A 17,548-nucleotide genomic window follows, 5' to 3' on the forward strand; every position below is an offset into this window, starting at 1 on the left:
CTTAAATTATCCGTCCACAAGACCCAAGTTATGCTCATCCAAAACCCGTTAAGCCCAGCCCAATTACAACAACTTCATGACTTGCCAATCCATTGGGTGAAAACTCAGGACGCGCTTTTTGCCCTGCTCGATGACCTAGAGCAAGTCGATACCATTGCGTTAGACACTGAGTTTATCAAGCGCGACACCTTTTTTCCCATTCTTGCGCTGATTCAAATCAATACAGGCAAAGCGATTTATTTGATTGACGCGCCAAAGCTGTATTTAGAAGAATTTTGGGAAGTGTTAGCGGATATACCCACCGTGGTGTTACATGCGTGTGGCGAAGATTTGGGGATTTATTATTTACTCTCCAACTTGCCTGCGCTGCGCAATGTGTTTGATACCCAAATTGGTTTGGGTTTTTTGACTGGTGAAAACTCGCTTGGCTATCAAAAATCGCTGCAAGAAACGATTGCTGTGCATGTGGATAAAGGTGAAAGCCAATCAGATTGGTTGCAGCGCCCATTAACGCCTGAGCAAGAAAGCTATGCAGTAGACGATGTGCGTTATTTATTGCCGATGTTTGTTGCCATCAAAACACAGTTGACAGAACAAGGCTTATGGCAATACGCAGTTGAAGACTGTCAAAGCTATACGCAAGAAATTTTTGCCAACTTTACCACGCCTGATAACGCCTTGTACTTGAGTGTCGCTGATTACCGCGATAATCGCGAGCAACTGGCAATGCTGCAAACGCTGTGCGAATGGCGCGAACAACTTGCCAAATCAATCAATAGACCGCGCACTTTTATCCTGCGCCCGCAGGCGCTCCGTGAAATCATCGAAAAACCGCCTTTTAGCATGAAGCAGCTAAGTTTTACCAGTATCAAGCCCAATGTGATTCGCATGTATGGTCAAGAGATTTTGACGCTGATTGATAAGGTGCGAAAAGAAGATGACGCAGCTTATCCAGCCCTATTGCCCTTACCGTATCGCAGTCTGTCTAATAATGTGCAAAAACAACTGGAAAGAGCGATTAAGCAGCATGGGCAAACCCTGTCAATTGATGAGACAGTATTGATGCGAAAAAAATGGCTGTCAGAGCTGTATGCTTATGCTGTCGCAGCAGAAAAACCGGCATTAAGCCCTTGGCTGAGTGGGTGGCGCAAAGCGTGGATTATGGCAGAGATTTTACCCATTTTAGATACGGTGATTGCCAACAACCCGCCATCTATTGACCATGAAACGACCGCTGAATAAATAAAAAAATCCCACCGCTGAGTGGGATTTTTTACTACTAAATGGCTTAAAAATAAACAGGTTAAAACGAACCCAGCATGGTACCCAAAGCAATCACCACCGTCACCGCAATCAGCGGAATTGCCATCGTCACTATGGCGACATCTTTATAAGATTGCTTGTGGGTCAAATGGCAAATGGCAAATAACGTAATCACCGCACCACTATGCGGTAGCGTGTCTAAGCCACCTGCTGCCATCACTGCGACACGATGCAATAATTCAGGATTTATCCCATGCGCCACGGCCTGTGCCAAATATTCTTTGCCTAAAATGGGCAGCGCGATACTCAAGCCACCAGAAGAAGAACCGGTGATGCCCGCTAAGGTAGTCATAGCCACAGCTTCTGAGATTAATGGATTGCTAGGCGATAGATTTAACACGCTATCACGTAAAATTGCAAAACCCGCCAATGTTGCAATTACCGCACCATAACCGACTTCTGAGCCTGTATTAAAAATAGGCAACATGGAGCTATAAGTGCCTTTATTGAGACTGTGTTGCAAGTTCGTCCATTTGCCTAGGCGCAGCACAATCAAAGCAATAATCGCGGTGACTAAAGCGATAATGATTGACCAAAGTCCCAAAGCGCCCTTGATATCCAAGTCTTTAAACTGCGCTTGCAGTGCAGAGAAATCCATACTCGGAAAAACCGCATACGTTAACAAGGCATTTATGCCGATGACCAATACCAAAGGAATCATCGCCACCATAAAAGAGGTGTGATGGGGGTCTAGGTTATTAGCATGCAGCTCATCATCTTCATGAATACCATATCCCTCGCCAGCCGTTTTGGCGCTATGGGCGCGTCGTTGCAGCCACAGCATACCCAAGCCAAACATCACGAGCGAACCAATAATACCCAGTATGGGTGCGGCAAAGGCATTGGTACCGTAATAGGGAATGGGAATCGCGTTTTGAATGGCCGGTGTCCCGGGTAACGCCGTCATGGTAAAGGTAAATGACCCTAACGCAATCGCCCCTGGAATCAGCCTTTTTGGCACCCCTGCTGCCTTGAACAAATCTTTAGCAATCGGATAAATGGCAAAAGCCACCACAAACAGCGACACACCGCCATAGGTTAAAATCGCACAGACCAAAACCACAGCCAGTATGGCTTTATTCGCGCCTAATTTATTAACCACCGTTCTGGCAATCGCTGTGGCAGCCCCAGAATCTGCCATGAGCTGACCAAACACCGCCCCGAGCAAAAATATGGGAAAAAACTTCAATAAAAAGCCACTCAACGCTTTCATAAAAACGGTGGTGTAGATAGGCAGTGCGCTTAGAATATCACCTGACAGCGCAACCGCTAGGGTGGCCATCAAAGGCGCTAAAATTAATACAGAATAGCCGCGATAGGCAAAATACATTAATAGAAAGAGCGAAATAATAATCGCAATGGTACTAAACATAATGTCATCCTTGACTTATGATGGGTTTGAAGTAATGCGTAGTGATTACAAATTTTTTGAGTCCCTGCATCATAGCAGAATTCTTTTGACTCGCAATTGGCTTTATAGCAAAAAGCCACACATTTTTGCATGGCCTTTGTAAAAAATACGGTAAGTGTTGATTGAAGTTTACTCTGCGATTTCACCATTCTCATAGCTTGAGATATCGGGGCAAGAACAGATTAAGTTTTTGTCGCCATACACATCATCGATACGGCTCACCGATGGCCAAAACTTATTGTCACGTACATAGGCAAGTGGATAGGCGGCTTCTTCACGGCTGTATGGACGATCCCAGTCACCGGTTACCACTTGCGCGGTGTGTGGTGCGTTCACCAGTGGGTTGTTATCTGCTGGCCAGTCGCCGTTTTTAACTTTCATCGCCTCAGCTTTGATTTGAATTAAGGCTGAGATAAAGCGGTCTAGCTCTTCTTTGCTTTCTGACTCAGTGGGCTCAATCATCAAAGTACCTGCCACAGGGAAAGACATGGTAGGCGCATGAAATCCGTAATCCATTAAGCGTTTGGCGATATCAACTTCGGTGATACCTGTTTCGGCTTTTAGTGGGCGGATGTCAATGATACATTCATGGGCGACGCGACCATTTTCACCGCTATAAAGTACAGGGTAATGGTCTTTTAATTTCATAGCCGTGTAATTGGCATTTAATAGCGCAGCTTCTGTCGCTTGCACCAAGCCATCACGACCCATCATGGTGATATACATCCATGAGATAGGCAAGATGCTGGCTGAACCAAACGGGGCAGCCGATACCGCACTCATGCCATCTTGGGCATTGGGTACCGCAGATACGACGTGGTTGGCAATAAAAGGCGCCAAATGTGATTTCATACCGATAGGACCCATGCCAGGACCGCCACCGCCGTGTGGAATACAGAAAGTTTTGTGCAAATTCATGTGTAGGACGTCAGCACCGACATCCGCAGGTTGCATCATACTGACCTGCGCGTTCATGTTAGCGCCATCCATATACACTTGACCACCGTGTTGATGAATCAAGTCACAGATATCACGGATACCTTCCTCAAACACACCGTGCGTCGAAGGGTAAGTAATCATCAAGGCGCCCAAATTGTCGCTGTATTTTTCCGCTTTTTCAGTCAAGTCGGCAATATCAACGTTACCACGCTCATCGGTGGCTACCACGACGACTTCCATCCCCATCATTTGTGCTGTGGCAGGATTGGTGCCGTGAGCGGAGCGCGGAATTAGGCAGATATGACGGTTGGGTTGACCTAAGCTTTCATGATAACGACGAATCGCTAATAGTCCTGCGTACTCGCCTGACGCGCCTGAATTTGGCTGCATAGAGATAGCATCAAACCCTGTGATGGCTTTGAGTTGCTCTTGCAAGCCTTCAATCATTTCAATATAGCCGCCCACTTGTTCACGTGGCGCAAATGGGTGCACATTGGCAAATTCATTCCAAGTAATCGGTAGCATTTCGCTAGTGGCATTAAGTTTCATGGTACAGCTACCCAGCGAAATCATACTATGATTCATCGCCAAGTCTTTGTTTTCTAGCTTTTTCAAATAACGCAGCATTTCATGTTCGGTGTGATAACGATTAAAGACAGGATGAGTTAAAATCGCATCGGTACGTAGCAATGATGCTGGCAAAGACAAGCTGATATCATCGGATAATTGAGCCGCTACGCCTGTGAATAACTGCGTGAGCACACCAAAATCCGCTGCATCACTGGTTTCATTAAAGGCAATGGCAATATGGTTATCGTCTACTTTGCGCAGGTTATAGCCGATATTGAGGGCATTTTGATAGATTTGCTCAGTTTGACCTTGGGTGTTCACCAACACGGTATCAAAAAACTGCTCATGCACAATCGACATACCAGCTTGTTTGATGGCTTGGGCAAAAGCGCTTGCCAACGCATGAATGCGGGTGGCGATACGTTTGATGCCTTCAGGACCATGATACACCGCATACATCCCAGCCAAATTGGCCAGTAACACTTGCGATGTACAAATATTTGAGTTGGCTTTTTCGCGGCGGATATGTTGTTCACGGGTTTGTAGTGCCATACGCAAGGCTTGTTTACCTTGAGCATCCACCGATACGCCAATGATACGACCTGGGGCAGAGCGCTTGGCACTGTCTTTAAAGGCAAAATAAGCCGCGTGTGGACCACCAAAGCCCATCGGCACACCAAAACGCTGGGTGTTGCCCAGTGCCACATCCGCACCCATGCTACCCGGTGATTTAAGAAGTACCAGACTCATCACATCAGCAGCAACGATTGTCTGCGTGCCTTTGGCTTTGACCGCACTGATGATATCAGTTAAATCAACCACATCGCCTTGCGCGCCCACGTACTGGAAAATTGCGCCAAAGAAATCGCCATTCTTGGCAACGTCAAAATCACCAACCACTACCTCCCAACCAAAATACTTGGTACGGGTTTTGATGACATCTAAGGTTTGAGGGTAGATACGGCTATCAACAAAAAATTGGTTAGATTTACTTTTACCCACGCGTTTTGCCATCGCCATCGCTTCAGCCGCCGCAGTCGCTTCATCAAGCAAACTTGCGCCCGCCAATTCAAGACCTGATAAGTCAATACAAACTTGTTGGAAGTTAAGTAATGCCTCTAAACGACCTTGGGCAATCTCCGCTTGATAAGGGGTATAAGCCGTGTACCAGCCTGGGTTTTCAAGCACATTACGTTGAATCACCGCAGGTAGGCGAGTCGGATAATAGCCTAAGCCAATATAGCTTTTATTGACCTTGATTTTATCCGCCAACCCGCGCAACTTTGCCAAGGCATCATGCTCAGTCATACTGAGGGGTAAATCTAACTCTTTGCTAAGACGTACCGAAGCTGGCACCGTCTGTTCAATAAAGCTTGCCATGCTGTCAGCGCCGACGGCTTTTAGCATTGCTTCTTTTTCATCTTGGCTAAGGCCAACATGACGATGAATAAATTCTGATGATTGGAATAAATCAGCAAATGATTGAAAAGACGGTTGACTCATTCAAGTTTCCTTTAGCGTCTGATAAAACATTGAAAATAAAAATAGCAGGTTTTGTCATGGCTACCATGACAAACATCGGTTGAATGGATAAAAATTACACTTTAACGATATTACACCTTAACGATAAAGCGCTCACGCTCAAAACGGTATTGCTCACTATAGATACCACGCTCGTCGCGCTCACCGGCAGCAATCACCATACAAATATGCTGCTCTTCATTGAGGTCAAGCAATTTTTTGAGTTGTGGCTCATCAAATCCCCCCATCGGGCAACTATCAAAACCGTGGGCACGCAAGGCGAGCATCAAATTCTCGGCAGCCAGTGAGGTGCTAATGAGTGCCCAGTTTTTAAGGTCTTGCGCATCATAGATGGGGTCAACCATCGCACCTCTGACTTTGCGAGTGGCTTGCGTCAGCGCCCATTTGGCAGGGGTGAACACATTCATCACACCGCGCGTCATGGTCAGTGGAATAAGCTTGCCATAATAATCTTGCACAGGTTTTGGTACAGGTTTGACAGGAAAATACTTGATATTGTCTTTGGCGTGTTGACGCCACGTGTCAGTACGAGCGACCACGACAATCAGCTTATTGGCGGTTTTTGCTGCATTTTGGCTCATACAATAGGTCACAGTTTTTTGGCGCTTTTCTTCTGATTCAATCACAAAAAATTGCCAAGGCTGTAAATTACTTGAGCTAGGCGCTAACATCGCCATATCGAGACAGGCGTTCAGCACCTCATCACTGATGGGCGTTTTGGTAAAGCGTCGTACCGAACGGCGAGTGCTCACCACCTCATAAAAACTGGCTTGTTTTGGGTCAGCAAGCGGGGTAAGTGTTGACATATCAGCTCTCAAGTTAACAAAATAAAGGATGCGTTCAAAATAAAGGATGCGTTACAGTTAATTGATAGGACAACAGGCTAAGGTAATCAAGCGATTACCTTAGTGCTAGACTCTATAACGATTAGATAAAAGCGATGAGATAAAGATAATTAAATACTATCTTGGTACTCGTCTGCGTCCATCAAGCCTTGGTAATCATCGGCATTGTCTGGTTTGATTTTAAAGAACCAACCTTCGCCATAAGGGTCTTCATTAATGGTTTCTGGCGCATCTACCAATGCTTCATTGACTGCTAGAATTTCACCAGCGATGGGGGCGTAGACATCCGAGGCAGCTTTTACAGATTCGACCACGGCAATTTCAGCATCCACGTCAACGTGTTCACCCACTTCAGGCAATTCAACATATACGATGTCACCGAGCAAGTCTTGGGCGTGGTGAGTAATACCAACTGTGATAGTGCCGTCTTCTTCTTGGCGTAACCATTCATGACTAGCCACATATTTTAAATCTGCTGGAATATTGCTCATAACTATTTTCCTCAAAGCGAAAGTAGGGGTGAAAATAAAAGGCTGTTAGCCAAGCAGTCACACTTGGCGCCTGTTTACTAAACATGTTTAAAAGCCTAGTATTTAAAAGCTAAGTATTTAAAAGCCTAGTATTTAAAAGCTTAGTAATTTAACAAACATAAGTAACAAAAATTTGGTCGATACAATGTATATCGACCAACCTTAACAACCAACTTAGCGGTTTAACCCATTCAACAAGTAAATGGGATTAAATAGTATTACACACAAAGTTATAATCACGTCCTTGTGAGGTCACGGTTAACGCACCTTCTGCACCTTTAACGCCCCAATCATACATGGTAGTTTTGGTGGCATTCGACAAGGTATAGCGGTTACCCGAGCCTGATACATCTTGTTTTAATACCATCGCGGCTTGGTTTAGACCGAGCATTGGCGAGGTGATTTTTAAATTAGCGACATTGCTGCCGTTTTCTTGGCCATAGAATGCCACAACTTCAGTGTTATTGTCACATTTAAAGGTTTGTGAATTTGCTTGAATTGCCAACACTTGTGACGGACTAGGCTGTGCCACAGGAGTTGAGGTACAGGCCGCCAAACTTGCCAAAAACGGTACAACAAACAGTAACTTTTTCATGATTTTACCTTCTAAAGTAGGATGAATTTATTATGGGTTTTTCAAATTACGCTGACTAATTATTTGAATGTTGTTCATTAATAAGCGCTAAATCCATCATAACATGATAAAATCTTAGTTGAATTGTTTGTTGCCATTTCTAACAAACGGTAACGAAATGATACGTACTGGCGTCGGTGTGCCCCGCAAATCAACGGTGGCTGCTGTATCCGTCGTCTTTGGAATACGGGCAATCGCAATCGATTGTTTTAGGCTTGGGCTAAAAGTGCCGCTGGTGATTACGCCAGTTTTGCCATTGTCTAGCGTGACCGTCATGCCTTCACGCAGTACCCCACGTGACTCTAGCACTAAACCTACTTGCATGACGTCATTACCCTCAGCAATCGCTTGGTCTTGTTTGGCTTGCATAGCCTCACGACCCACAAAATCCCGATCATCTTTTACCGCTAACGTCCACGCCATACCGCATTCATACGGATTGATGGATTCATCCATCTCATGACCATACAAATTCATGCCCGCTTCAAGACGTAATGTATCACGGGCACCTAATCCTGCTGGGGCGATGCCATGGTCTTTGAGTAAGGTAAAAAATGCTGAGGCTTGTGCTTGTGGCAAAATGACTTCAACGCCGTCTTCACCCGTATAACCGGTACGCGCCACAAACCAATCTACGCCTTCAATGTCGGTCAAATCTTTGCCCACAAAGGGTTTTAAGGTAGTTAGGCTATCTGCCCAATTTGGTTTGGCTTGGCTCAGTTTCTGCAGAGCATTGGGGCCTTGTACCGCAAGCATAGCAAGTTCTGGGCGCTCGGTAATGGTGACAGCAAAGTCTTTGGCGATTTTGTCAAACTGTGCCAAATCTTTATCACGGGTGGCGGCATTTGATACAATACGATACTCGGTCTCTGCATCGTTCATCCGGTAAACGATTAAGTCATCAATCACACCGCCGTTTTCGTTTAGCATGGCAGAATAAAGCGCTTTACCGACAAATTTGAGTTTGGCGACATCATTGGCGAGCAGTTTTTGCAGCCAAGCTTTGGCATCTTTGCCGGTGATGTCAGTCACGACCATATGTGACACGTCAAACATGCCCGCATCCGTACGCACAACGTCATGTTCTTGAATCTGTGAGCCATAATGGATAGGCAATTCCCAACCAGAGAAGTCAACGATTTTGCCGTTGCTATCGATATGGGATTGATAAAAAGGGGTGCGGTTTAAAGGCTTGTCTGTGGCTGACATGGCAAATCCTTGAGTGGGTAAAATCAAATAACGGTTTGATGTTTGATTTGATGGTTTAATAGCGTGGGATAAAACGCTAAAGCCAAACATCGCACATCAATAGAGCACTAAAACTAATCCAACTTTATGTCGGTAGCTATCAGCCCTATCTGTCCTGTTACCTGAGATTTTCAATCGACTTGTCACTTCTTACTTCTTATACTATAAATAGACAAGTCAATCTTTTCCCCTTCGGTGGCATTGCAAAGCAATACACTCTCCAGATTTGTTATATTTTGATGCAGTGCATACGCCACTGCCAAAATTTACGATTCCAGTCCTTTTACCTGAGCGATTATAGGGTCTTTACGCCTTCGGTGATGGTTTTGGTATTTCATAATTTGATGAAAAACAAAACAACATTCTCTCCTGACATCTTCGATTATTATGCTGGGTTTTTAACTTTTTGACAAGCAAATTTGCACAGATTTTATGACCGGCTGATGTTTTAGCAAGACTGCATTATGAGGGTGATTGTGTTATAGCAAATAAAGCCAAAAGCAAGTATGATTAAAGCCATTGATGAACATGAAACTTTAAGTAGTTAAATAAAGTTAAAGTGTTTAACTAAAGTGCTTAAATAATTTTTGTGGTTTTGGGTTAAAATTTTGCGCGCTGACCCCATTAAAAGCAGAATAATTTAGCCTTTAACATTTTGAATATCTTTGAATATTAACCCCAAATACCAAAAATTTTTACCAAAATTTATTAAAAGTTACTATAAACGTCAATTCTAACCTCGCTGAGGGCAAATTGGCTGATTGAGAACTGGTAGATGAGTTGGGTTGTTACCTTATAAAGATGGCATGATAAAAGGAATAAAATAACGATGGACTTGATGAATATTTCGTTGATAGGCATTTTAACCAGTTTAGCAATGGGGGGTACGTTGCCCGATGATAGCAAAACCCAACAGCAAGTGGCGCAAGTGTCGACTCATATTTTGCCAAATATCGCAGGACAGTGGCAGCTGCAACTTGATAAAACCGACGCTGCGCAGTCAAGTTGCCAAGAGCGGTATAATTTTGGGCGCGATCAGCAGTTTATCGGTTCAAGCGGTCAGGAATTTACGTATGGCAAATATTTGTACGCCGACACAGGGGATGGCTTACCTGCACTAGCGATTCAGACCCAATATGATAACAATGCAACAGACTGTTCTGGCAATCGCGTTGACCAGACGGGCGATATTTTGGTCGCTTATGTGAAACAGCAAGGCGAGCAGATGCAGTGGTGCAAGGACAGTCAAGGCACCCGATGTGATATGACATTGCAGCGTGTATTGCCCTAAATTTTTTACTTTTTCTCTCTACATCCCATAGCACTGGCAAGATTTGCCAGTGCTATTATCCTCGTTAAAACTTGTAACTAGTGTCAAATACTTATGATTCCACCTTTTTCAAGTGCCAATTCTCAGCAACGTCTGATTAGTCCGATGGGGCGCTCAGAAGACCAGAATGACAATAATATCCGTCCAGCGTTACTCGCTGAATATATCGGTCAGCCTGTGGTCAAAGAACAAATGGGCGTGTTTATTAACGCGGCATTATCGAGAAAAGAAGCGCTCGACCATACCTTGATATTTGGACCGCCTGGACTGGGTAAAACCACACTCGCCAACATTATCGCCCGTGAGATGGGCGGCAATTTGCGCTCGACGTCTGGCCCTGTGCTTGAACGCGCGGGTGATTTGGCAGCAATGCTGACCAATCTAGAGCCTGGTGATGTGCTCTTTATTGATGAGATTCACCGTTTAAGCCCGATGATTGAAGAAATCTTGTATCCTGCGATGGAAGATTTTCAGCTTGATATTATGATTGGCGAAGGACCGGCTGCACGCTCCATAAAGCTTGATTTGCCGCCTTTTACTTTGGTGGCTGCGACCACGCGAGCAGGTTTGTTGACCTCGCCACTGCGCGATAGATTTGGTATTGTACAGCGATTGGAGTTTTATAATGTGGCGGACTTAACGACCATTGTCACAAGATCGGCTGGATTGCTTAACGTGCCTATGACCAAAGAAGGGGCAGTGGAAGTCGCTAGACGTTCGCGCGGTACACCGCGTATTGCCAATCGGTTGCTACGCCGCGTACGCGACTATGCCCAAGTTAAAGGCGATGGCACCGTCACCGCTGAAATTGCCCATAGCGCACTCGATATGCTGGCAGTTGATAAACGCGGGCTTGATAATCTTGATAGACGTTATCTTGAGATGCTAGAGGAGCGTTTTAATGGGGGACCTGCGGGGGTTGAGTCGATTGCGGCGGCTTTGGCAGAAGATAGAGGCACTCTTGAAGATGTGATTGAGCCGTATCTGATTCAGCAAGGCTATATCGTACGCACCGCACGGGGGCGGATGTTGACTTAGTTTTTTGAATTTTTGGAGTGACAAACAAAAACCCCTTACATTGTGTAAGGGGATTTTAACCAACTTTTTAATTTAGTTATTTCAGAGTAATTCGTGAGGTAGTAACTTTGGCATTTGGAGCGGTAACAGTAAGATTAACATAATCACTAGTATCGCAGTCTTTTAAGGCTAATTTATATCTTACATCTTTAGTTTTTTCAAAGAAATTACCAAATGAATTAACTGTATAAAGGTCCACAGCATTTGGTACAGTTAAATTACCAAATAGCTTATCTAGGGTACAAACTTTGCTATTATTTGGTGTATTATCTTCGACAGATGCACTTATAGTGGTAGCTGATGGCATCGAAACAGATTTTTCACTATTACCATACATATAAAATACTCCACCTGATTCTGAGATAGTACTGTTATTAAAACCATCAAAAGTAGGTGTTTCATCCGCAAGACCAAATATTTCTTGATGCCGTAATGTTGCTGCTAATCCTGTATCACAAGTATTATCAATATTGGGCTGAGCAATATATGATAAGAAGTTAGTCATATTTGACGTAAGTAGAGAGCGATTTAAAATATTACCTGGATCAGGTTGAATAAAATCAGTAGGCAGACTAATACCAATGAAAGAAGTGTTACCGCAACTGCCAGTCGCTCCCCGACGATAAATAAATTCGCCTATGGTTGAATTGTAAGAGTTATTTTCATTATCATCACGATAGGCATCACCAATATTTCTAGTCAGAGTGTCAACGCCTGCTGTATAAGCGTTATCACCATTCACATCATAATAATCTTTATCACCTTCTAAATAAGCAAGTACACTGACACGACCATCAATAGGACGAGGGTTTTGAGAGGTAAAAATAACTTTACACTCACCATTTGTATCGGTTGAACAGCTAGGGGTAATTCTACCGCCTTCTGCAATAAAGTTTACGACCGTACCAGCAGGTACATTAGTACCATTTCTATTTGTTAAACGCATAGTGATAGTTGTGCTATCAGCCGTATTGTTTAATAAAACATTTTTGTCAAAGGCTAGGGTCACACCATTTTGTGAAGCACGACTATTGACTACGGTTAAATTTTTTGATAAAGCATAAATTGACGAATTGCTTGCTAAAGTTGCTTTTAGCTCAACAGGTCCAGGCAGATTACCTGGATATACATTTAGAGTTATTTTACCGTCCGAATCACTCGTTAAAATAACATCAGACTGATTGTTTAATGTACCAAAACTAAAGTCAGTTGGAGCGTAGTTTTTGCTAATAATTACTTGTTTGTTTGCTGCAGGTGTGCCATTGGCGTATACAGTGAATTCAACCGTATCTGTAGTTGAAGAGCCGCTACCACGGGCAACTAATGAGACATTTTTATCCGTACTATAAATAATTGAGTTTGCTTGAATAGCTGCGATATTTAAAGCAATGGTTTTTGACACGGTACCAGTAGAATTGGTTGCTGTGATAGTTTGGGTGCCTTCACACAATTTACCATCGGTATTGATGGCTTTGTAGGTTGTCGTAATATTACCTTGATTAGAAGAAGTAACAGAATTGTTGGTAAAAGTTCCACAGGTTGCAGAGAAATTGACAACTATGTCGTTAAGTACTGTATTAGTATTAGCATCTAAAGTCACTAATGTAATATTTGTTGTTCCACCTGATGATAGTGAGGTATTTGAAGCTGCCAGAGAAGATAAAGAAATGTTAGCAGGCTGTAGTGAGAAGTTGGAGGCAGCGGTAGTAGCGGTTGTATCATTGTAAACTGCCGTGGCTGATATTGAATAAGCACCTGTATCCGTAGTATTGGTTGGTTTCACAGAAATTGATGCTTCGCCATTGGCATTGGTTAAGACGGCGCCATTGGAAGTACCAAATGTCACGCCACCTGTTGCAGTAAATGTCACCATAGCCCCACTAACGGCTTTGCCGCTAGCATCTGTTACCGTAAGTTTAGCATTAACCCCCGAACTATTAACCGTCATAGTGGTTTTACCATTAACATCTATCAGGGAAATCGCACTTATTTTAATTGCTGACGTGGATGTTGAACCAGTACCACCGCCTTTCACAGGCGGCGGCAATGTATCATTACCGCCACCACCGCCACAACCAGCGAGGGCAAGTGCGGTCGTCAATGCAGAGAGTTGAAAGGATTTGATTAGGTTGGTAGAGATAGCCATAAAGTTATCCTAAAGTGAGTAAGGCTGCTAAATAAATCGATAGAGATAAATAGAATCAGAAAAAATTACCAATTTTTCGATGAGCAGAAAATGTTACGTGATTGATGCTAAAATATAATTTTTGATGCTATCTACTTTACTAATTTTGCACAAAAGTTACAACAAATTCTAATCATAATTTGATGAATTTAATCGAATTGAAATTATAAAGTATCAACAAGATTTCTAAATTTAACGCTATTTTTTTAGAGGGCGTATAAAGAAGTTGCCCTACATCTACGATATTGCTAAAAACTCACTAACCACCCCAATGCCAAAAAATGTAAATTAAGTGACAAAAAATGCTGTCAAAAAATCCTTCAACACCTTGTAATATCATTGACCATATATCGTTATATCATTTTTGGGCAAACGCTCTGCCACCATTGCTACCGCTAGTCGCAGATGGGTCACACGTATCAATTTGTTATCTAAGAAAAGTCATGCCTGAGCTATTAAAAGTCGTGCTTTATCAGTTATCGGCAAAAATTCAGCAAAATCCGTCATTAGTCCATCAAACTTTGCCACAGGTAACAGATGAAAATCGTTTTATCCCCGAATTTTTCACTGCTTTAGTTACAAAAAATTTGACTGAAAACGGCATTAATTTTGTAACCCTAAAACAACTGTCTAAAAATAGCCCATCGATTTTTGAGCAGTTGTTTGATGATGAAACCCAAAAAACGATGATTGCCGGCGTGCTACAGGAAAAAACCCATCTGCCCTTAGATAACCTGTTAACTATTTGGCAGACTATCACTGCATTGGCGGTGATAAATTTGGCAGATACGATAAGTTCGCTACAAAATACCATAGACTCAGCGCAGATTACTGAGTGGCTTGCGATGCAGCCGGTTTTTTTTATGTCACCAGAAGATACAGGGCTGATGAATGCAGTGGGTTTTAGGCGCGCTGTCAGTTTTCAAGCAATGCAGCAACAGCAATTAACATGGTCAAAAATTCAAAATATTGCGGACTTGCCTGTCTATCAACAGCATATTGTCCAGCAAATGACTGTTTATAAAGCGTCCAATTTTTTTAACATTGCGCCAATAACCATCCCGCATGCTCACTTCAATCAACAGGTGATTTCAACCGGCAACCGCCAAATAAACAAAACCGTGACATCAAACACACAAACAGCCCTTTCGGCCAGCAGTATTTTTGCCAAACCGCAAATTCGCAAACCCGCTCATTGGATAGATAAGTTACAAAAAAATTGGATTGCGACCGCCACTGTATTATCTGTCGCCGTTTTTGGCGGAATAGGCGCGTTGGTGAGCGTCAAAGATAAGCCTGCCGCCACCCAACCCTCAGCAAAAATGTCAGTGGCACACCCAGTTTATCACGATGTGGCGATAGTAAAAGTCGCCTCGGTAGCGGATATGACTAATCCGATAACAATGAATGAGCGTGGCAAAAAAGCAGTTATCTCTGAATTACAAGAGAATAATAAACCGCAAGATAATCACAAATCACAAGATAATAAGCATTCAGTGCAAGCTAAAAAAGCGCAAGACACGAAAAAATCAGATAAAAAGCAGCCTAACAAAGAGCGCAAAAAAACCACCAGCCCGGATTTTGGCAATGACTCTAATGCTGACTCTAAAAAAGATGTTAAAAAAGCTAACTTAGCGACCAAAGGCGACAAGCAACCTTCTGAAAAAACCACTAGCGCTAGCAAAAAATCAGCAGCTAACGATAAAACTGTAAAACAAAAATCGCCACAAAAAGCGCAGAAAGCCTCATCGTCAACAACCGCCACTGACAAAAAATCGGTCAAAAAGCCCGACGATAAGGCTAATAATAAAACAGATAAAAAACCTAGCAATAAATTCAATACAAATTAAGTTGTTTAGCACAACGACATAAATTGACACATTGTTTATGAGTCTGACTAGCTCGAAAATATTTTCATGTCGTTTTTTGCCTAAAACTGCTATGATGCACAAGTTTTTCAACGCTTCAATTATCGGTTTTTGACGTTGTTTTTTTAAGGCACTCTCAAAGCTTTTCGAGGAAATCATGAGCGCAGCGACCGCACCTATCAATACTTTTACTATTACTGCCCCTGATGATTGGCATATTCATTTACGGGATGGGCAGGCGCTTGCCACGACGGTGCCCCATGCGGCTGCCAATTTTCGCCGCGCCATTTGTATGCCAAATTTGGTGCCACCCGTCAAAACCGCCGCTGATGCTATCGCTTATCGTGAGCGTATTTTAGCGCAAGTGCCCAATGACAGTATCTCCCAGCAATTTGAGCCATTAATGACGCTTTACTTAACGGAGTCACTGACGGCAGAAGACATCGAAGCCGCCGTTGATTCAGGTGTAGTAAAAGCAGTCAAGTTATATCCTGCAGGTGCGACCACCAATTCTGCGGATGGGGTGAGCCATATCAATCATTGCACCGATGTATTTGCCAAGATGGAAGCGTTGGGTTTGCCGCTGTTGGTTCATGGTGAAGTGACGCACCATCATATTGATATTTTTGACCGTGAAAAACGCTTTATTGATGAAGTAATGGTCAATCTCATTGATAAATTTCCAAAACTAAAAATCGTCTTTGAACACATCACCACCAGTGATGCCGCTGACTTTGTGTTGTCACAGGGCAAAAATGTCGCAGCGACGATTACCCCGCAGCATTTACTGTTTAATCGTAATCACCTGCTGGTGGGCGGCGTTAAACCACATTTTTATTGCTTGCCGATTCTAAAACGCCAAAGTCACCAAAAAGTATTACTAGATGTGGCAACCAGTGGCAATCCCAAATTCTTTATTGGTACTGACTCTGCGCCCCATGCGACGCATACCAAAGAAAATGCTTGCGGTTGTGCAGGCTGTTATAGCGCATCGATTGCGCTGCCCTTGTATGCCCAAGCCTTTGACAGCGTGGGCAAACTTGACAAGTTAGAAGGCTTTACCAGTATTCACGGGGCAAAATTTTATGGCTTACCTACCAATAGTGATAAAGTGACCTTGGTGCGTGAAGCATGGCAAGTCCCCGAGCATTATCCTTATCTTGACGGTAAAGATTTGACCCCGCTGATGGCTGGACAAACGCTGGACTGGAAAGTGATGCAATTTAATTTAGCCGTATGATTTTTCACCCTTTATTTTTTCTGTTTTTTTTCCGCAAGGTAACGTATGACCGCCACAACTGAACCCATGACTATTGCCAACCGTTTTCGCAATTACTTGCCCGTGGTGGTGGATGTAGAGACAGCAGGGTTCAATCCAAAAACCGATGCCTTGCTTGAGATTGCCTGTATTCCAATTTTGATGGATGATAGCGGACGTTTTTACCCAGGTGAAGCGGTCAATGCCCATATTGAGCCATTTGAAGGGGCAAATCTTGAAGCGCGTGCCCTGCAATTCACCGGCATTAATCCCCACAGCCCGATGCGAAAAGCCATTGCCGAAGATGAAAAAACCGCCATTCGCCGTATTTTTAAATATTTAAAAACGGTGCGTCAATCGACCCAATGTACCAAGTGCATTTTGGTAGGGCACAATGCGCATTTTGACCTCAGCTTTTTAAATGCTTTAATTGAGCGTACCAATAGCAAAAATCAAAGCCAATTTCACCAGTTCTCCGTGTTAGATACCGTCACCTTATCCGCGCTTGCGTTTGGTCAAACGGTATTGGCGAGAGCGTGCAAACTCGCTGGACTAGAATTTGATGGTAATGAAGCGCATTCTGCCTTATATGACACCCAAAAAACGGCTGAATTATTTTGTTATATCTTAAACAATTATCCGATGCTGACGCCAAACTTGGCGAGCGATGAGCCTAATGATGAGGAGCGTGATGAGCATAAGGATAGTGATGACGAGGGCGTACTATTGCCATCTGACGACCCTACTGATGGCTAAATTTTTTGGTAGTAATTTGCATGTTTAACCTT

At 43.4% G+C, this 17,548-nt stretch carries 13 protein-coding genes and 2 riboswitches; of the genes, 6 read left to right on the forward strand and 7 right to left on the reverse strand.

The features are described from left to right. Positions 1-30: 30 nt before the first annotated feature. On the forward strand, positions 31-1,242 hold the full coding sequence (locus tag ACAM37_RS03125) for a ribonuclease D (RefSeq protein ID WP_369626539.1): 1,212 nt from the start codon (positions 31-33) through the stop codon (positions 1,240-1,242). A gap of 61 nt (positions 1,243-1,303) precedes the next feature. On the opposite strand, the gene ACAM37_RS03130 is transcribed toward ACAM37_RS03125, so the two are convergent. From ACAM37_RS03130 to gcvT, 6 genes are all read right to left on the reverse strand, one after another. After that, positions 1,304-2,695: a GntP family permease gene (locus ACAM37_RS03130; protein ID WP_369626540.1), complete on the reverse strand. Its 1,392-nt coding sequence runs from the start codon at positions 2,693-2,695 to the stop codon at positions 1,304-1,306. 168 nt (positions 2,696-2,863) lie between these two features. Next, positions 2,864-5,746, reverse strand: a complete 2,883-nt coding sequence (gene gcvP / locus ACAM37_RS03135) for an aminomethyl-transferring glycine dehydrogenase (RefSeq protein WP_369626541.1) — start codon at positions 5,744-5,746, stop codon at positions 2,864-2,866. A 110-nt stretch (positions 5,747-5,856) separates the two neighbouring features. Then, positions 5,857-6,591, reverse strand: a complete 735-nt coding sequence (locus ACAM37_RS03140; protein WP_369626542.1) for a nitroreductase family protein — start codon at positions 6,589-6,591, stop codon at positions 5,857-5,859. A 149-nt stretch (positions 6,592-6,740) separates the two neighbouring features. Continuing rightward, positions 6,741-7,121, reverse strand: a complete 381-nt coding sequence (gene gcvH / locus ACAM37_RS03145; protein ID WP_007115930.1) for a glycine cleavage system protein GcvH — start codon at positions 7,119-7,121, stop codon at positions 6,741-6,743. Positions 7,122-7,368: 247 nt separating this feature from the next. Beyond that, complete coding sequence (locus tag ACAM37_RS03150) at positions 7,369-7,755, reverse strand: MliC family protein (protein WP_128679871.1); 387 nt, start codon at positions 7,753-7,755, stop codon at positions 7,369-7,371. Between the two features lie 114 nt (positions 7,756-7,869). Next, entirely contained in the window at positions 7,870-9,003 is a 1,134-nt protein-coding gene (gcvT, locus tag ACAM37_RS03155; RefSeq protein WP_369626543.1) for a glycine cleavage system aminomethyltransferase GcvT, read from the reverse strand. Positions 9,004-9,142: 139 nt separating this feature from the next. Continuing rightward, positions 9,143-9,276, reverse strand: a riboswitch (glycine riboswitch). Positions 9,277-9,307: 31 nt separating this feature from the next. Continuing rightward, a riboswitch (glycine riboswitch) is annotated at positions 9,308-9,424 on the reverse strand. Between the two features lie 456 nt (positions 9,425-9,880). Here gcvT and ACAM37_RS03160 point away from each other — a divergent pair. Continuing rightward, the gene (locus ACAM37_RS03160) at positions 9,881-10,333 is read left to right on the forward strand and encodes a hypothetical protein (RefSeq protein ID WP_369626544.1); all 453 of its coding nucleotides are present in this window, start codon (positions 9,881-9,883) and stop codon (positions 10,331-10,333) included. Positions 10,334-10,426: 93 nt separating this feature from the next. Then, on the forward strand, positions 10,427-11,410 hold the full coding sequence (ruvB, locus tag ACAM37_RS03165) for a Holliday junction branch migration DNA helicase RuvB (RefSeq protein ID WP_007115934.1): 984 nt from the start codon (positions 10,427-10,429) through the stop codon (positions 11,408-11,410). A gap of 76 nt (positions 11,411-11,486) precedes the next feature. Here the strand turns inward: ruvB and ACAM37_RS03170 are convergent, their stop codons facing one another. Further along, on the reverse strand, positions 11,487-13,595 hold the full coding sequence (locus ACAM37_RS03170; RefSeq protein ID WP_369626545.1) for a hypothetical protein: 2,109 nt from the start codon (positions 13,593-13,595) through the stop codon (positions 11,487-11,489). Positions 13,596-14,077: 482 nt separating this feature from the next. Between ACAM37_RS03170 and ACAM37_RS03175 the strand changes: the two genes are divergently transcribed. The 3 genes from ACAM37_RS03175 (at position 14,078) to rnt (ending at position 17,516) form a co-directional block, all read left to right on the forward strand. Further along, on the forward strand, positions 14,078-15,484 hold the full coding sequence (locus ACAM37_RS03175) for a hypothetical protein (protein ID WP_369626546.1): 1,407 nt from the start codon (positions 14,078-14,080) through the stop codon (positions 15,482-15,484). Between the two features lie 175 nt (positions 15,485-15,659). Beyond that, positions 15,660-16,742, forward strand: coding sequence for a dihydroorotase (pyrC, locus tag ACAM37_RS03180; protein WP_369626547.1), 1,083 nt, complete (start codon positions 15,660-15,662; stop codon positions 16,740-16,742). Between the two features lie 45 nt (positions 16,743-16,787). Further along, positions 16,788-17,516 (forward strand): ribonuclease T, encoded by a 729-nt coding sequence (rnt, locus tag ACAM37_RS03185; RefSeq protein ID WP_369626548.1) that lies wholly within the window; start codon positions 16,788-16,790, stop codon positions 17,514-17,516. The last annotated feature ends 32 nt before the right edge of the window (positions 17,517-17,548 follow it).

The organism is Moraxella sp. K23, from assembly GCF_041154765.1.
Taxonomy (GTDB): Bacteria; Pseudomonadota; Gammaproteobacteria; order Pseudomonadales; family Moraxellaceae; genus Faucicola; species Faucicola tetraodonis.